We start from the raw sequence: 14,606 nt of genomic DNA on the forward strand, positions 1-14,606 counted from the left end.
GTTATCCCCCTCGGGTCTGATTAGCGTTTACTACTTGCTGCTGGACGATGTGTTTTCGAACTGCTGCGTCAGATAGCTGCTGGTGTTGTTCAGTGAGGTCATCAGTACGTCCAGCTGAGTAAACTGGGCTTTGTACTGCGCCACGGTCGCATCAATACGTTCGCTCACGGCGTTGTATTGATCCGTCAGATTGTTCAGCGTTTTACTGACGCCGTCTTTGGCCGCCTGAATAATGCCTTTGCTGGAAAGCCAGTCGGTCAGGTTGGTGGCCATGCTGGTGGTGATACCGGTGGTTTTACCGTCACCGACAACCAGCTCTTTTACGGCTGCCGGATTATCGGTCAGCGCTTTTTCAAGTTTGGTACTGTCCAGCTCCAGCTTGCCGGAACTTGGGTCAGTGGTAATGCCCAGTTGCGACAACGTTTTATACGCTGTACCGCCGACGGTGTTGCTCAGCATGGTTTTCAACTGCGTCTGAATGGTGCGCAACGTGCTGTCGCCGAGCAGGGCACCGTTGCTGGCGTCCTGTGCGTCCGTACCTGCATCAACCGCGGTATATTTTGTTAATGTCGCGAAGCTGTCCTGAAGCGTGTTATACGCATCCACCCAGGCTTTCATCGCCGTTTCGGCTTTAGAGGTGTCCTTGGTGATCGTCAGCGTCTGGTTGCCGGTGGTCACGTCATTCAGGTTCAGGGTGATATCTTCCAGCGCATCACTGATGGTGTTGCTGCTGTTTTCGATATCAACGTTGTTCACCTTCAGCTTCGCGTTTTGCGCGGTGACGCTTTCGGTCATGCCGTTGCTGGTATCGGTGCTGGTGCCGTTGTAACCCATGAAGGATTGCAGGGCGCTGTCACCGCTTACGCTGATGCTGACGGCATTGTCCGCACCGGTTTCGGTGGCGGTGATGGACAGGCGATACTGACCATTACCGACGTTAATAATACTGGCGGTCACACCGGCATCGGCTTTGTTAATGGCATCGCGAATGCCAGACAGCGAGGAGTTCGCTGCGCTGATATCCACCGTAACCGGATCTTTACCATTACCCGCCGTAAAGGTGATTTTGCTGTCCGTTGTGGCAATCGCCGTTTTGCTGTCAGTCTGGGTGTTTTTGGTGGTCAGCGTTTGCGCCTGCGCCAGCTGTGACACGCTGATAGTATATTTCCCGGCAATCGCGCTGCCGGTTGTGGTGGCGCTAAATGCCGTGGTGCTGCTTGCCGTGCTGGTTGCCGTAAACAGGTCGGCTTTATTCAGTGCGGTATTTGCAGTCTGGAACGCTTCCAGCGAACTTTTTAACGTGCCGTAAGCGCTTAGCTTGGCGGTATAAGATGACTGCTGATTCGAAATCGGCGTCAACTGGGCTTTTTCAGCTGCTGTCAGGCTGTCCAGAATATCTGCTAATTGAAGCCCTGAACCGATTCCCAATGATGAAATACTTGCCATATTTATTCCTTAATCTATCGACACGTAGAACGAATAGTGGGGTTATCGGCTTTAATGGCGGAAAGTTTACGGTTAAATTCTTTTTTTTAATGGCAGGAATAACGCTAATAGAGAAGAGTATTTCTGTGGCTAAAAAAATTATCGAGATCCTGAAAAAAAATCTAAAGGTTGTTTTGGACCAGACGATAACACCTTTGACGGCGATGAAGCCGAAGGGTGGAAACCCAAATCTAACCAAACAGATTTGATGAACAACAGGAAACGTAATCATGGCACAAGTCATTAATACCAACAGCCTCTCGCTGATCACTCAGAACAACATCAACAAGAACCAGTCTGCTCTGTCTTCTTCAATCGAGCGTCTGTCTTCTGGTCTGCGTATCAACAGCGCAAAAGATGATGCGGCGGGCCAGGCGATTGCTAACCGCTTCACGTCTAACATCAAAGGTCTGACTCAGGCTGCACGTAACGCCAACGACGGTATCTCTCTGGCGCAGACCACTGAAGGCGCACTGTCTGAAATCAACAACAACCTGCAGCGTGTTCGTGAATTGACCGTTCAGGCAACTACTGGTACTAACTCTGATTCTGACCTGTCTTCAATCCAGGACGAAATCAAATCCCGTCTTTCCGAGATTGATCGTGTATCTGCTCAAACTCAGTTCAACGGTGTAAACGTACTGGCTAAAAATGGCACTATGTCTATTCAGGTCGGTGCGAACGATGGTCAGACGATTAATATTGATCTTCAAAAAATTGATGCGTCTAGCCTGGGATTAAGTGGTTTCGCTGTTTCCAAAAACTCACTGAAAGTTAGTGATGCAATCACCCAAATGGGTGCAGCTGGCTCCTTGGTTGATGTAGATTTGAGCTCCGTTGCTGCATCTCTGTCAAGCTCTTTGGGTACCACAGTAAGCAAAGACGACTTGACATTACATAACGTTCAGACTTCTGCGGGTGCAAGCACAGGCGTTTATGTTGTTAGCTATGGTAATGATAATTACGCTGTGTCTGTTGATGATACTGCCGCTACTGCAAACGTTAAGCTTAACACTGCTGATATCGATTATACCGATGCGAATGGTGGTACTGGTACCCTGACTGGTGTTGCAGTTAAAGTTGGCTCGGATTCTGCGGGTACTACAACTGCTTATGCTCAAGTACAAGGCAAAAACTATAAATTAAGTACTGGTTCCCTTGTTAATGATACTACTGCGAATACCAACTTAACTGAAACAGTAGATATGAGCAGTACTACTGATGCCGATAAAGACGGTGTTCCTGATGTTGAATTTACAGGTGTTGCTACCGCAGATCCACTGGCTCTGCTGGACAAAGCTATCGCGTCTGTCGATAAATTCCGTTCTTCTCTGGGTGCGGTGCAGAACCGTCTGAGCTCTGCTGTAACCAACCTGAACAACACCACCACCAACCTGTCTGAAGCGCAGTCCCGTATTCAGGACGCCGACTATGCGACCGAAGTGTCCAACATGTCTAAAGCGCAGATCATCCAGCAGGCCGGTAACTCCGTGCTGTCCAAAGCTAACCAGGTTCCTCAGCAGGTTCTGTCTCTGCTGCAGGGCTAATCGCCTGAATAAGCTCAAACCCCGCTTCGGCGGGGTTTTTTTCCTCTCTATATTATTTGTAACCCCTAAATAACCCCTCATTTCACCCACTATTCACCCGATTAAAACCCCTGCAGAATCGGATAATCATGCCGATAACTCAATTAATGCAGGGCTGTTTATCGTGAATTCACTCTATACCGCTGAAGGTGTAATGGATAAACACTCGCTGTGGCAGCGTTATGTCCCGCTGGTGCGTCACGAAGCATTGCGCCTCCAGGTGCGTTTGCCGGCGAGCGTGGAACTGGACGATCTGCTACAGGCGGGCGGTATCGGGTTATTGAATGCAGTTGACCGATACGACGCTCTGCAAGGAACGGCATTTACGACTTACGCAGTTCAGCGTATTCGTGGTGCGATGCTGGACGAGCTGCGCAGCCGCGACTGGGTGCCGCGCAGTGTTCGCCGCAACGCGCGCGAAGTGGCGCATGCGATGGGGCAGCTGGAACAGGAACTGGGACGCAACGCGACGGAAACAGAAGTAGCGGAGCGTCTTGGGATCGCTGTTGAAGAGTATCGTCAGATGTTGCTCGACACCAATAATAGCCAACTCTTCTCTTATGATGAGTGGCGAGAAGAGCATGGCGATAGTATCGAGCTGGTGACGGATGAGCATCAGCAAGAAAACCCGTTACACCATTTACTGGAAGGTAATTTACGCCAGCGCGTAATGGAAGCCATTGAAGCGCTACCAGAACGCGAACAGCTGGTGTTGACCCTCTATTACCAGGAAGAACTTAATCTCAAAGAGATTGGTGCGGTGCTGGAAGTAGGGGAGTCGCGGGTTAGCCAGCTGCACAGTCAGGCCATTAAACGCCTGCGCACGAAACTGGGTAAGTTATAGGTGATTGATTCACCTGAAAAATGCCGCACAACGTATTGACAACCAGGAGTTATCATGACGGTGCAGCAATCTAAAAGACGGCCTTTAAGCCGCTACCTGAAAGACTTTAAACACAGCCAGACGCATTGCGCCCACTGTAATAAATTACTCGACCGTATCACGCTGGTTCGTCGTGGCGAAATCGTGAATAAGATTGCGATTTCGCGTCTCGACACGTTGATGGATGAGGCTGCGTGGCTCGAAGAGCAAAAAGAGTGGGTAGCGCTTTGCCGTTTCTGTGGCGATCTCCACTGCAAAGAGCAAAGCGACTTCTTTGACATTATCGGCTTTAAACAATTCCTGTTTGAACAAACGGAGATGAGCCACGGCACCGTGCGCGAATATGTGGTTCGCCTGCGTCGTCTCGGCCAGCATCTGACCGTGCAAAACATTTCTCGCGATCTGCTTAAAACCGGGTATCTGGATGAAAATCTGGAGCCGTGGTTGCCTGCAACCAGCACCAACAATTACCGAATTGCGCTGCGCAAGTATGCACAATATAAGGTCCAAATGCCGGGTGCGGTAAAGCAGAAAGTCCACACCGGGACAACTTCTGATATATATTAAAAATGAATAAGATGTAGCGGAGTCGCCTTTGACGTTACAGGTGAAATCTCTACACTACTCAAAAATTCCACTGTATCGGGGTATATATGAAATTAGCACTTCTGGGTCGTCAGGCGCTGATGGGGGTGATGGCCGTTGCGCTGGTCGCGGGTATGAGCGTGAAAACGTTCGCGGCAGAAAATCTGCTGAATAAAGTGAAAGAGCGCGGCACGCTGTTGGTTGGGCTGGAAGGAACCTATCCTCCGTTCAGCTTCCAGGGCGATGACGGTAAACTGACCGGGTTTGAAGTGGAGTTTGCGGAAGAGCTGGCGAAACATCTGGGCGTGAAAGCGTCCCTGAAGCCGACCAAATGGGACGGTATGCTGGCGTCGCTGGACTCTAAACGTATCGATGTGGTGATTAACCAGGTAACCATTTCTGACGAGCGTAAGAAGAAGTATGACTTCTCCACGCCGTACACCGTGTCCGGTATTCAGGCGCTGGTGAAGAAAGGGAACGAAGGCTCCATCAAATCAGCGGCTGATCTGAAAGGCAAGAAAGTCGGCGTGGGTCTGGGCACGAACTATGAAGAGTGGCTGCGCCAGAATGTGCAGGGCGTGGATATCCGCACCTATGATGATGACCCGACCAAATATCAGGATCTGCGCGTTGGCCGTATTGATGCCATTCTGGTTGACCGCCTGGCGGCACTGGATCTGGTGAAGAAAACCAACAACACGCTGGCGGTTGCCGGTGATGCGTTCTCTCGTCAGGAAGCCGGTGTTGCCATCCGTAAAGGTAACGACGATCTGGTGAAAGCCATTGATGGTGCCATTGCGGACATGCAGAAAGATGGTAGCCTCAAGGCATTGTCTGAGAAGTGGTTCGGAGCAGACGTCACCAAATAAGTCTTTGATGGTAAAAAAAAGGCGCTTTTAAAAGCGCCTTTTTTATTTCTGGCACGACTACGTGCATAATAAAAAAAGTGCCTATTTACAGAGTTACCGGAGGTTTCATGTCACTGCAGAATTTAACGCGCTTTCCCCGCCTGGAGTTTATCGGCGCACCCACGCCGCTGGAGTATCTGCCGCGATTTTCCGACTATTTAGGACGCGATATTTTTATTAAGCGTGACGACGTGACGCCAATGGCGATGGGCGGCAACAAGCTGCGTAAGCTGGAGTTTCTGGCGGCTGACGCACTGCGTGAAGGTGCGGATACGCTGATTACCGCAGGGGCCATTCAGTCCAACCACGTTCGTCAGACGGCGGCAGTCGCGGCAAAACTTGGGCTCCACTGTGTGGCGCTGCTGGAAAACCCCATCGGCACGCGAGCAGAAAACTACCTGACCAACGGTAACCGCCTGCTGCTGGATCTGTTTAACGTGCAGGTCGAAATGGTCGACGCGCTGACCGATCCAACCGCACAGCTCGACGAGCTGGCCACGCGTCTGGAAGCGCAGGGATTTCGTCCCTATGTCATACCTGTCGGCGGCTCGAACGCACTGGGGGCGTTGGGCTATGTCGAAAGTGCGCTGGAAATTGCCCAGCAGTGTGAAGGGGCGGTGAGTTTATCTTCGGTGGTGGTGGCGTCCGGAAGTGCAGGCACCCACGCCGGGCTGGCGGTCGGCCTGGAGCAGCTGATGCCGGACGTTGAGCTGATTGGCGTCACCGTGTCCCGTAGCGTTGCGGATCAAAAGCCAAAAGTGGTGACCTTACAGCAGGCGGTGGCAGAGCAACTGGAGCTGCAGGCGAAAGCGGAGATTGTGCTGTGGGATGACTACTTTGCGCCTGGCTACGGTACGCCAAACGACGAAGGGATGGACGCAGTGAAGCTGCTGGCGCGCCTTGAAGGTATCCTGCTCGATCCGGTTTATACCGGTAAGGCAATGGCGGGGCTTATCGACGGCATTGCGCAGAAACGCTTTAAGGATGAAGGTCCGATTTTGTTTGTTCACACCGGCGGAGCACCTGCGCTGTTCGCCTATCATCCGCATGTCTAAAAATCAGGTCGAAAAATAATAATGCAAGAAAGTATTCAACTGGTTATTGATTCGTTGCCGTTCCTGCTGAAGGGGGCGGTGTTTACGTTACAGCTCAGTATTGGCGGGATGTTCTTCGGGCTGGTGCTCGGGTTTGTGCTGGCGTTGATGCGCATGTCGCCCGTCTGGCCGGTGCGTTGGCTGGCGCGGTTCTATATTTCCGTGTTTCGCGGAACGCCGCTTATTGCTCAGCTGTTTATGATTTACTACGGTCTGCCGCAATTCGGTATCGAGCTTGATCCGATCCCGGCGGCGATGATTGGCCTGTCGCTGAACACCGCGGCGTACACCTCGGAAACCCTGCGTGCGGCAATCTCCTCCATTGATAAAGGCCAGTGGGAAGCCGCCGCCAGTATCGGTATGACGCCGTGGCAGACTCTGCGCCGGGCAATCCTGCCGCAGGCCGCGCGCGTGGCGTTGCCTCCGCTGAGCAACAGCTTTATTAGCCTGGTGAAAGATACGTCGCTGGCGGCAACCATTCAGGTGCCAGAGCTGTTCCGTCAGGCGCAGCTGATCACCTCGCGTACACTGGAAGTGTTCACCATGTATCTGGCGGCCTCGCTGATTTACTGGGTCATGGCGACGGTGCTTTCCGCGCTGCAGAACTATTTTGAAAACCAGCTTAACCGCCAGGAGCGTGATCCGAAATGAGTGCAATCGACGTCAAAAACCTGGTGAAAAAATTCCACGGGCAAACGGTGCTCCACGGTATCGATCTGGAAGTGGAGCAGGGTGAGGTAGTGGCGATTATCGGGCCAAGCGGTTCCGGTAAAACCACGCTGCTGCGCAGCATTAACCTGCTCGAACAGCCTGAAGGCGGGACGATCCGGGTAGGGGATATCACCATTGATACCGGCAAATCCATTAGCCAGCAGAAAGGGTTGATCCGCCGTCTGCGCCAGCATGTTGGCTTCGTTTTCCAGAGTTTCAATCTTTTCCCGCACCGGACGGTGCTGGAAAACATTATTGAAGGCCCGGTTATTGTGAAAGGCGAACCGAAGGAAGAGGCGACGGTTCGCGCACGGGAATTGCTGGCAAAGGTCGGGCTGGCGGGCAAGGAGACCAGCTACCCGCGCCGTCTGTCGGGCGGCCAGCAGCAGCGCGTGGCGATTGCGCGTGCGCTGGCAATGCGTCCGGATGTGATCCTGTTCGATGAACCGACATCCGCGCTCGATCCAGAACTGGTGGGTGAGGTACTGAATACCATTCGCCAGCTGGCGCAAGAGAAGCGCACGATGGTGATTGTGACCCATGAAATGAGTTTTGCCCGCGATGTGGCTGACCGGGCTATTTTTATGGATCAGGGGAAAATTGTGGAGCAGGGGCCCGCGAAAAGCCTGTTTGCGAATCCGCAGCATCCGCGAACCCGGCAGTTCCTTGAAAAATTCCTTATGCAGTAGCATTTATGCGCTAAATTTGCTCCAGATTATCCCGCTGGAGCAAATTATCCTCCCCTGAAGTCCCTTTCGCTGTTCCTTTTATTCGGTTCATTCTGGCTAACTCATTTTTAAACTGAAGATAATGGGTTTGCGGCCGATATTTTGTATTAATAAATAAGTTTTATGTGTTACGTTATATTCACCATAATAATGATTATCTTTATCAGGGGCTTCATTCAGTCAGTATGAGGGATTCAGACTTTTTCACATGGCGGCGGGAATGCTTCCTCCGGTTTCAGGAATTGACCTGTGCCGACGAGGTATATCAGGAACTTCAGCGACAAACGCAGGCACTCGAATTCGATTATTTCGCACTCTGCGTTCGTCATCCTGTACCTTTTACGCGCCCTAAAATAGCAGTACATTCCACCTATCCGCAGCAGTGGATGGCGCAATATCAGTCAGAGAATTATTTCGCTATCGATCCGGTGCTCAAGCCTGAGAATTTCATTCAGGGGCATTTACCCTGGACAGATGAATTATTCGCTGATGCGCAGGAATTATGGGATGGCGCGCGCGACCACGGTTTGCGTTCGGGAATAACGCAGTATCTGATGTTACCCAATCACGCGCTCGGTTTTCTTTCCGTCTCGCGAGATGGTGCGCAGGTCAGTATGACCCGTAGCGAAGAAATTGAGTTGCGTTTGCAAATGCTGGTGCAAATGGCATTGACCTCTCTGCTCCGTTTTGAACACGAGATGGTGATGCCGCCTGAAATGAAATTCAGCAAGCGTGAGCGGGAAATTTTAAAGTGGACGGCGGAAGGGAAAACGTCAGCGGAAATAGCCATCATTCTCTCGATTTCAGAGAATACCGTTAACTTCCATCAGAAGAATATGCAGAAGAAATTCAATGCACCGAACAAGACGCAGATCGCATGTTATGCCGCGGCGACGGGGCTTATCTGATCAACCCAACGTTCTGCGTGTCAGACAAGACAACGGCTGAATGCATTGCATCCAGCCGTTTTTTTTACTGACGGTAAGCCTGTTTAATTTGCTTAACAGTATTAGCAAATACCGCGGACTCCGCTTCATCTTCCATCTGCGCGATCTGTTTTTCCATTTTAATGATCACACGTCCGGCGTCGGCCTGGCCCATTGCCTGCAGCATGAGTGTCAGCAGCGATTTCAGGCAGTTTACTTCCTGTGCCAGCTCTTGGTTATTCTCCGCAGTGGCGAATTCAGGTGTGCTCATTTATTTTCCTCATTATAAAACAGCGCTCGAGCGCGACGATGAAAGTTAAGGCGGCGGAGTATACCACAACCTGGGGCAAAAAAAGCAGTGGTTGTTTTTTGTACTTTTCTGCATTTTGTTTATTTGCGTAAACAATGTTCGGGGGTAATCTTTACCGCATGTCATCTGCAATTAATTGTTTATCACCGGTTCGCTTGCCGTTAATTGTTGTTACAAAAAGTTGAAAGCTGTTTTGATGTGAGGCTTCAATGCGTATTTTTTGTAACTTTTTGAATACAGATGCTTAAAAATAGCCGCTAAGGCTCTGGCCGCGCGGGTTTTCCTTTCCACTGTCTGTACAGGCTAATTTCCAAAAACGAGAGCAAAATCGAAGCGCGGGTTTTTTAGCGTTTTAATCTTGCGAGGAAAACCGTTAATATAAACGTAATTAGCAGTCAGTAGCGTTATCCCTATTCTGGAGACATTTCCTTTGATCAACGTCCTTCTTGTTGATGACCACGAACTGGTGCGCGCAGGGATACGACGCATTCTTGAAGATATAAAGGGTATCAAAGTTGCTGGTGAAGCATGCTGTGGCGAAGATGCTGTTAAATGGTGTCGTGCCAACTCAGCAGACGTCGTGTTGATGGATATGAACATGCCCGGCATTGGCGGGCTTGAAGCAACACGTAAAATCGCCCGCACGTTTGTTGATACCAAAGTCATCATGCTGACCGTACATACCGAAAATCCTCTGCCCGCGAAAGTGATGCAGGCAGGCGCGGCCGGGTATCTGAGTAAAGGGGCCGCCCCGCAGGAAGTTGTCAATGCCATCCGTTGTGTATATGCCGGGCAGCGCTATATTGCCTCTGACATTGCCCAACAAATGGCGTTGAGTCAGATTGAGCCGGAGAAAACGGAGTCGCCGTTTGCCAGTTTGTCTGAGCGCGAATTGCAGATTATGCTGATGATCACTAAAGGTCAGAAAGTGAATGAGATCTCTGAACAGCTGAATCTCAGCCCGAAAACGGTTAACAGCTACCGCTATCGGATGTTCAGTAAATTAAACATTCACGGTGATGTCGAGCTGACTCACCTGGCTATTCGTCATGGTCTGTGTAATGCGGAGTCGTTGATAAGTCAGTGAGTGAAGCGTTCGATTCAAAAGCATTTCTGAAAACCGTGACCAGCCAGCCAGGCGTCTATCGCATGTATGACGCTGGCGGTACGGTTATCTATGTGGGTAAGGCAAAAGATCTCAAAAAACGCCTTTCCAGCTATTTCCGCAGCAATCTGGCCTCCCGTAAGACCGAAGCGCTGGTCGCATTGATACAAAATATTGATGTTACCGTGACGCACACCGAGACGGAAGCGCTGCTGCTTGAACACAACTACATTAAGCTCTATCAGCCGCGCTACAACGTACTGCTGCGTGATGACAAATCCTATCCCTTTATTTTCCTGAGCGGCGATACCCATCCGCGTCTGGCCATGCACCGTGGTGCCAAACATGCGAAGGGTGAATATTTCGGTCCCTTCCCGAACGGATATGCCGTGCGGGAAACGCTGGCGCTGCTGCAAAAAATCTTCCCCATTCGCCAGTGCGAGAACAGCGTCTACCGGAACCGCTCGCGTCCGTGTCTGCAGTACCAGATTGGTCGCTGCCTCGGGCCTTGCGTTGCCGGGCTGGTGAGTGAAGATGAGTATGCCCAACAGGTAGAATATGTGCGCCTGTTTTTAGCCGGTAAAGACGATCAGGTCCTTACCCAGCTGATTGCCCGCATGGAAAAAGCCAGCGCTGCGCTGGAGTTCGAAGAGGCTGCGCGCATTCGCGACCAAATCCAGGCGGTGCGCAGGGTCACCGAGAAGCAGTTTGTCTCCAATACGGGTGACGATCTGGATGTTATCGGCGTTTCGTTTGACGCCGGTATGGCCTGTGTTCACGTGCTGTTTATCCGCCAGGGGAAAGTGCTCGGCAGCCGTAGTTACTTCCCGAAAGTGCCTGGTGGTACAGAACTGGGTGAAGTGGTCGAAACCTTTGTCGGGCAGTTTTACCTGCAGGGGAGCCAGATGCGCACGCTGCCATCGGAGATCCTGCTCGATTTCAGTCTTGATGACAAAACCCTGCTGGCAGATTCCCTTTCAGAGCTGGCTGGCCGTCGCGTCAATGTGCAGACCAAACCGCGTGGGGATCGCGCGCGCTACCTTAAACTGGCGCGTACCAACGCGGCCACGGCGCTGACCACTAAACTTTCGCAGCAGTCGACGGTCCACCAGCGTTTAACCGCTCTGGCAACCCTGCTGAAGCTGCCGGAAGTCAAACGTATGGAGTGTTTCGATATCAGCCATACGATGGGTGAGCAGACTGTGGCGTCGTGCGTGGTATTTGATGCCAACGGGCCGTTGCGGGCGGAGTACCGTCGCTACAACATCACCGGGATCACGCCAGGTGATGACTATGCGGCGATGAACCAGGTTTTGCGCCGTCGCTATGGCAAAGCGATTGAAGAGAGCAAAATTCCTGACGTCATCCTGATCGACGGTGGCAAAGGGCAGCTTGGCCAGGCGAAGGCAGTATTTGCATCTCTTGACGTTGAGTGGGACAAAAACCATCCGTTACTGCTCGGTGTGGCGAAAGGGGCGGATCGTAAAGCAGGACTGGAAACGCTGTTTTTCGAACCGGAAGGTGAGGGCTTTAGCCTGCCGCCGGATTCCCCTGCGCTGCATGTGATCCAGCATATCCGCGATGAATCGCACGATCATGCGATCAGCGGCCATCGTAAGAAACGGGCGAAAGTCAAAAATACCAGTACACTTGAGACCATCGAAGGCGTTGGGCCAAAGCGTCGGCAAATGCTGCTGAAGTATATGGGCGGATTGCAAGGATTACTCAATGCCAGCATGGAGGAAATTGCAAAAGTGCCGGGTATTTCGCAAGGGCTGGCAGAAAAGATCTACTACTCGTTGAAACATTGAGGGCTCTGTAGCAACATAGAGCTAAATTTTACTGACAACAGACAGTTACCGTCATTATGCGATTTAATATCCCTACGTTGCTCACTCTCTTTCGCGTCGTGCTTATCCCGTTCTTTGTACTGGCATTTTACCTGCCGGTTGTCTGGGCTCCTTTCGCCTGTGCGCTGATTTTCCTGATTGCCGCCGTTACGGACTGGTTTGACGGCTATCTGGCACGTCGCTGGAATCAAAGTACCCGCTTTGGCGCGTTCCTCGATCCGGTTGCCGATAAAGTGATGGTGGCGATCGCGATGGTGCTGGTTGCTGAGCACTATCATACCTGGTGGGTAACGCTGCCTGCGGCAACGATGATTGGTCGTGAGATCATTATCTCTGCCCTGCGTGAGTGGATGGCGGAGCTGGGTAAACGCAGCAGCGTGGCGGTATCGTGGATCGGCAAAGTGAAAACCACTGCGCAAATGGCGGCGCTGGTCTGGATGCTGTGGCGTCCGAACGCGTGGGTTGAATGGGCAGGGATTGGCCTGCTGTGGGTTGCCGCGGTGCTGACGCTGTGGTCAATGCTGCAGTATTTAAACGCTGCTCGCGGAGATTTGCTTGAACAGTGATCGTTTCGACGTAATTTTCAGCAAACGATCCAGGGATGTAAAAAATAACGTTGACTCAAAACGTCATATCAGTAGAATGCAACGCATCGAACGGCGGCACAGTTAGCCGGACGATAATGAAATCAAGTGGTTAGATGTTAACTTGATAACATGCGGGAATAGCTCAGTTGGTAGAGCACGACCTTGCCAAGGTCGGGGTCGCGAGTTCGAGTCTCGTTTCCCGCTCCAGATTAAATACATCGGCAATCGCGGGTGTAAGTCGAAAGACAACAGATTTAAGGCGCGTTAGCAAAGCGGTTATGTAGCGGATTGCAAATCCGTCTAGTCCGGTTCGACTCCGGAACGCGCCTCCACTTTCTTCCCTGGCCGGATGGTGGAATCGGTAGACACAAGGGATTTAAAATCCCTCGGCGTTCGCGCTGTGTGGGTTCAAGTCCCACTCCGGCTACCATGGGAAAACAAAGAATAATCAAAGCAATAAGCAGTGTCGTGTAAACCACCTACGGGTGGTTTTTTTATTGCCTGAAATTCACCTCTCCGAAAATGAATCTCCTCCAACTGCGCCATACCCTGACGGGCTAAAAAAAATTTCCTGGCAGGGCTTGAAAACGGTGTGAGTGGAATTATTTTATTTATCGGACAAGCAATGCTTGCCTCTATGTTGAGCTTTTGAACAGGAATTCAGGAGGTTAATTATGGCACTCAGAACCTTGTCAGCACTCCCGGTATTTGCTGATTCTATTTTCTCAGACCGATTCAACAGAATCGACAGATTGTTTAGTCAGCTAACAGGTGACACCCCTGTCTCTGCTTCGCCTGCATACGATCTCAGGAAACAGGATTCGAATCGCTATCAACTTACGGTAAGCGTTCCAGGCTGGAAGGAAGACGAGCTTGAAATTGAAACCGTGGGGGGAAATTTGACTGTTTCTGGTAAGCGGGCCGAAGAATCGACAGAAGAAAACGAAAACTGGATATATCGTGGTATTCGACGTGCGGATTTCCAGTTGAGCTTTTCATTACCTGAGCACACCAAAGTGAATGGTGCAAGGCTGGAGAATGGTCTGCTGCAGGTCGATATTTACCAGGAGATCCCGGAAAGTGAAAAACCTAAAAAAATAGCGATAGAGAATAACCAGAAAGTGATAGAACATAAATCATAATCGGGTGAGTGCTCAGCGCACGTCACACACTTTATTTCAGAATAACAAACAGTTATGCACTTCATATTTTGACCTGCCTGCGCAGGTCTTTTTTTTGGGCAAAACATGTCAGTTCGGTGGCGGAATGGTCAGGAATTATTTCATGTGCGTGGCCTGTCCCGTTACGGGATGATGCTGAATGATTGTTTTACGTTCGTTTACTCCAGGTTTATGTTTAAATTTGGTGGAGTCATCTTTATGGGATATAACCTTCAGAGGTTTATAAAGGAGGTTGTTATGAAAAGAGTTAACGCTCTCGTTCTTTCTTCATTCGTTCTTGTCTCATTTTCTACATTGGCCGCAGAGGATCTGCACAACAAACTTGTTATCCAGGCAATCCCTGAATCCGAAGGGACGGTGGTTATTGAGGGGCAACCTAAATATGAGAAAACCTTCAACCTTGTCGTTTCGAGTAAGGTTGATGCGCCAATTGAGCTTACAGGTTTTGTTGGGTGTTACAGGGCGTTCGATGAGAAAGGTAAAGAGTTCGATGAACGCACGGTGCAGTTAGATCTGTTAGGGACATTAAAAGATGGCGCGGCAAAAGTTGGTCATGCCTCTTTCGTCAGTGACGATGACGCCGTTTACAACGCTAAATTTGTAAAATGGTCAAAAGAATGTCCTAATCTGCCGCAGAAACCAAAGTAATACGGACATGGATTATCAA

The 14,606-nt window shown here is 50.8% G+C and carries 15 protein-coding genes and 3 tRNA genes; 16 read left to right on the top strand and 2 right to left on the bottom strand.

Annotated features, from left to right (window positions below):
• Positions 1-30 precede the first annotated feature (30 nt).
• Complete coding sequence (fliD, locus tag ABGB15_RS08625; RefSeq protein ID WP_215722262.1) at positions 31-1,446, bottom strand: flagellar filament capping protein FliD; 1,416 nt, start codon at positions 1,444-1,446, stop codon at positions 31-33.
• Positions 1,447-1,715: 269 nt separating this feature from the next.
• Between fliD and ABGB15_RS08630 the strand changes: the two genes are divergently transcribed.
• From ABGB15_RS08630 to sdiA, 8 genes are all read left to right on the top strand, one after another.
• Positions 1,716-3,032, top strand: coding sequence for a FliC/FljB family flagellin (locus ABGB15_RS08630; RefSeq protein WP_215722261.1), 1,317 nt, complete (start codon positions 1,716-1,718; stop codon positions 3,030-3,032).
• Positions 3,033-3,195: 163 nt separating this feature from the next.
• Positions 3,196-3,915: an RNA polymerase sigma factor FliA gene (locus tag ABGB15_RS08635; protein ID WP_152081474.1), complete on the top strand. Its 720-nt coding sequence runs from the start codon at positions 3,196-3,198 to the stop codon at positions 3,913-3,915.
• A gap of 54 nt (positions 3,916-3,969) precedes the next feature.
• Complete coding sequence (fliZ, locus tag ABGB15_RS08640; protein ID WP_152081473.1) at positions 3,970-4,521, top strand: flagella biosynthesis regulatory protein FliZ; 552 nt, start codon at positions 3,970-3,972, stop codon at positions 4,519-4,521.
• Between the two features lie 86 nt (positions 4,522-4,607).
• Positions 4,608-5,408, top strand: a complete 801-nt coding sequence (gene tcyJ, locus ABGB15_RS08645) for a cystine ABC transporter substrate-binding protein (RefSeq protein ID WP_152081472.1) — start codon at positions 4,608-4,610, stop codon at positions 5,406-5,408.
• 107 nt (positions 5,409-5,515) lie between these two features.
• A complete protein-coding gene (gene dcyD, locus ABGB15_RS08650) occupies positions 5,516-6,502 on the top strand; it encodes a D-cysteine desulfhydrase (RefSeq protein WP_152081471.1) in 987 nt (328 codons plus the stop codon).
• Positions 6,503-6,523: 21 nt separating this feature from the next.
• On the top strand, positions 6,524-7,192 hold the full coding sequence (gene tcyL / locus ABGB15_RS08655; protein ID WP_013096022.1) for a cystine ABC transporter permease: 669 nt from the start codon (positions 6,524-6,526) through the stop codon (positions 7,190-7,192).
• Positions 7,189-7,941 carry an L-cystine ABC transporter ATP-binding protein TcyN gene (gene tcyN / locus ABGB15_RS08660; protein ID WP_313326356.1) on the top strand — a complete coding sequence of 251 codons (753 nt, stop codon included), beginning with the start codon at positions 7,189-7,191 and terminating at the stop codon, positions 7,939-7,941. Before tcyL ends, tcyN begins: the two co-directional genes overlap by 4 nt.
• 224 nt (positions 7,942-8,165) lie before the next feature.
• The gene (gene sdiA, locus ABGB15_RS08665; RefSeq protein WP_152084392.1) at positions 8,166-8,888 is read left to right on the top strand and encodes a transcriptional regulator SdiA; all 723 of its coding nucleotides are present in this window, start codon (positions 8,166-8,168) and stop codon (positions 8,886-8,888) included.
• A 64-nt stretch (positions 8,889-8,952) separates the two neighbouring features.
• Here the strand turns inward: sdiA and ABGB15_RS08670 are convergent, their stop codons facing one another.
• Positions 8,953-9,177: a DUF2594 family protein gene (locus ABGB15_RS08670; protein WP_152081469.1), complete on the bottom strand. Its 225-nt coding sequence runs from the start codon at positions 9,175-9,177 to the stop codon at positions 8,953-8,955.
• A gap of 469 nt (positions 9,178-9,646) precedes the next feature.
• Here ABGB15_RS08670 and uvrY point away from each other — a divergent pair, with 469 nt between their 5' ends.
• From uvrY to ABGB15_RS08710, 8 genes are all read left to right on the top strand, one after another.
• On the top strand, positions 9,647-10,303 hold the full coding sequence (uvrY, locus tag ABGB15_RS08675; RefSeq protein WP_152081468.1) for a UvrY/SirA/GacA family response regulator transcription factor: 657 nt from the start codon (positions 9,647-9,649) through the stop codon (positions 10,301-10,303).
• Positions 10,300-12,132, top strand: a complete 1,833-nt coding sequence (gene uvrC, locus ABGB15_RS08680) for an excinuclease ABC subunit UvrC (protein WP_215722259.1) — start codon at positions 10,300-10,302, stop codon at positions 12,130-12,132. The genes uvrY and uvrC overlap by 4 nt, the downstream gene beginning before the upstream one ends.
• A gap of 56 nt (positions 12,133-12,188) precedes the next feature.
• Positions 12,189-12,737, top strand: a complete 549-nt coding sequence (pgsA, locus tag ABGB15_RS08685; protein WP_003859652.1) for a CDP-diacylglycerol--glycerol-3-phosphate 3-phosphatidyltransferase — start codon at positions 12,189-12,191, stop codon at positions 12,735-12,737.
• Positions 12,738-12,889: 152 nt separating this feature from the next.
• Positions 12,890-12,965, top strand: a tRNA-Gly gene (locus tag ABGB15_RS08690).
• Between the two features lie 51 nt (positions 12,966-13,016).
• Positions 13,017-13,090 (top strand) — tRNA-Cys (locus ABGB15_RS08695).
• Positions 13,091-13,101: 11 nt separating this feature from the next.
• A tRNA-Leu gene (locus ABGB15_RS08700) sits at positions 13,102-13,188 on the top strand.
• Between the two features lie 244 nt (positions 13,189-13,432).
• A complete protein-coding gene (locus tag ABGB15_RS08705; RefSeq protein WP_215722258.1) occupies positions 13,433-13,900 on the top strand; it encodes an Hsp20 family protein in 468 nt (155 codons plus the stop codon).
• A 276-nt stretch (positions 13,901-14,176) separates the two neighbouring features.
• A complete protein-coding gene (locus ABGB15_RS08710; protein ID WP_215722257.1) occupies positions 14,177-14,587 on the top strand; it encodes a DUF4354 family protein in 411 nt (136 codons plus the stop codon).
• Positions 14,588-14,606 lie beyond the last annotated feature (19 nt).

The sequence above is a fragment of the Enterobacter sp. MALB-1 genome (genome assembly GCF_041021625.1).
GTDB classification, from domain to species: domain Bacteria; phylum Pseudomonadota; class Gammaproteobacteria; order Enterobacterales; family Enterobacteriaceae; genus Enterobacter; species Enterobacter oligotrophicus.

Bases quoted from the DNA above. Each gene is read 5' to 3' on its own strand.
- sdiA (WP_152084392.1), top strand. From the start codon at position 8,166: ATGAGGGATTCAGACTTTTTCACATGGCGGCGGGAATGCTTCCTCCGG.
- ABGB15_RS08670 (WP_152081469.1), bottom strand. From the start codon at position 9,177: ATGAGCACACCTGAATTCGCCACTGCGGAGAATAACCAAGAGCTGGCA.
- ABGB15_RS08710 (WP_215722257.1), top strand. From the start codon at position 14,177: ATGAAAAGAGTTAACGCTCTCGTTCTTTCTTCATTCGTTCTTGTCTCA.
- tcyL (WP_013096022.1), top strand. From the start codon at position 6,524: ATGCAAGAAAGTATTCAACTGGTTATTGATTCGTTGCCGTTCCTGCTG.
- tcyJ (WP_152081472.1), top strand. From the start codon at position 4,608: ATGAAATTAGCACTTCTGGGTCGTCAGGCGCTGATGGGGGTGATGGCC.
- fliD (WP_215722262.1), bottom strand. From the start codon at position 1,446: ATGGCAAGTATTTCATCATTGGGAATCGGTTCAGGGCTTCAATTAGCA.
- pgsA (WP_003859652.1), top strand. From the start codon at position 12,189: ATGCGATTTAATATCCCTACGTTGCTCACTCTCTTTCGCGTCGTGCTT.
- dcyD (WP_152081471.1), top strand. From the start codon at position 5,516: ATGTCACTGCAGAATTTAACGCGCTTTCCCCGCCTGGAGTTTATCGGC.
- fliZ (WP_152081473.1), top strand. From the start codon at position 3,970: ATGACGGTGCAGCAATCTAAAAGACGGCCTTTAAGCCGCTACCTGAAA.
- tcyN (WP_313326356.1), top strand. From the start codon at position 7,189: ATGAGTGCAATCGACGTCAAAAACCTGGTGAAAAAATTCCACGGGCAA.
- ABGB15_RS08705 (WP_215722258.1), top strand. From the start codon at position 13,433: ATGGCACTCAGAACCTTGTCAGCACTCCCGGTATTTGCTGATTCTATT.
- ABGB15_RS08630 (WP_215722261.1), top strand. From the start codon at position 1,716: ATGGCACAAGTCATTAATACCAACAGCCTCTCGCTGATCACTCAGAAC.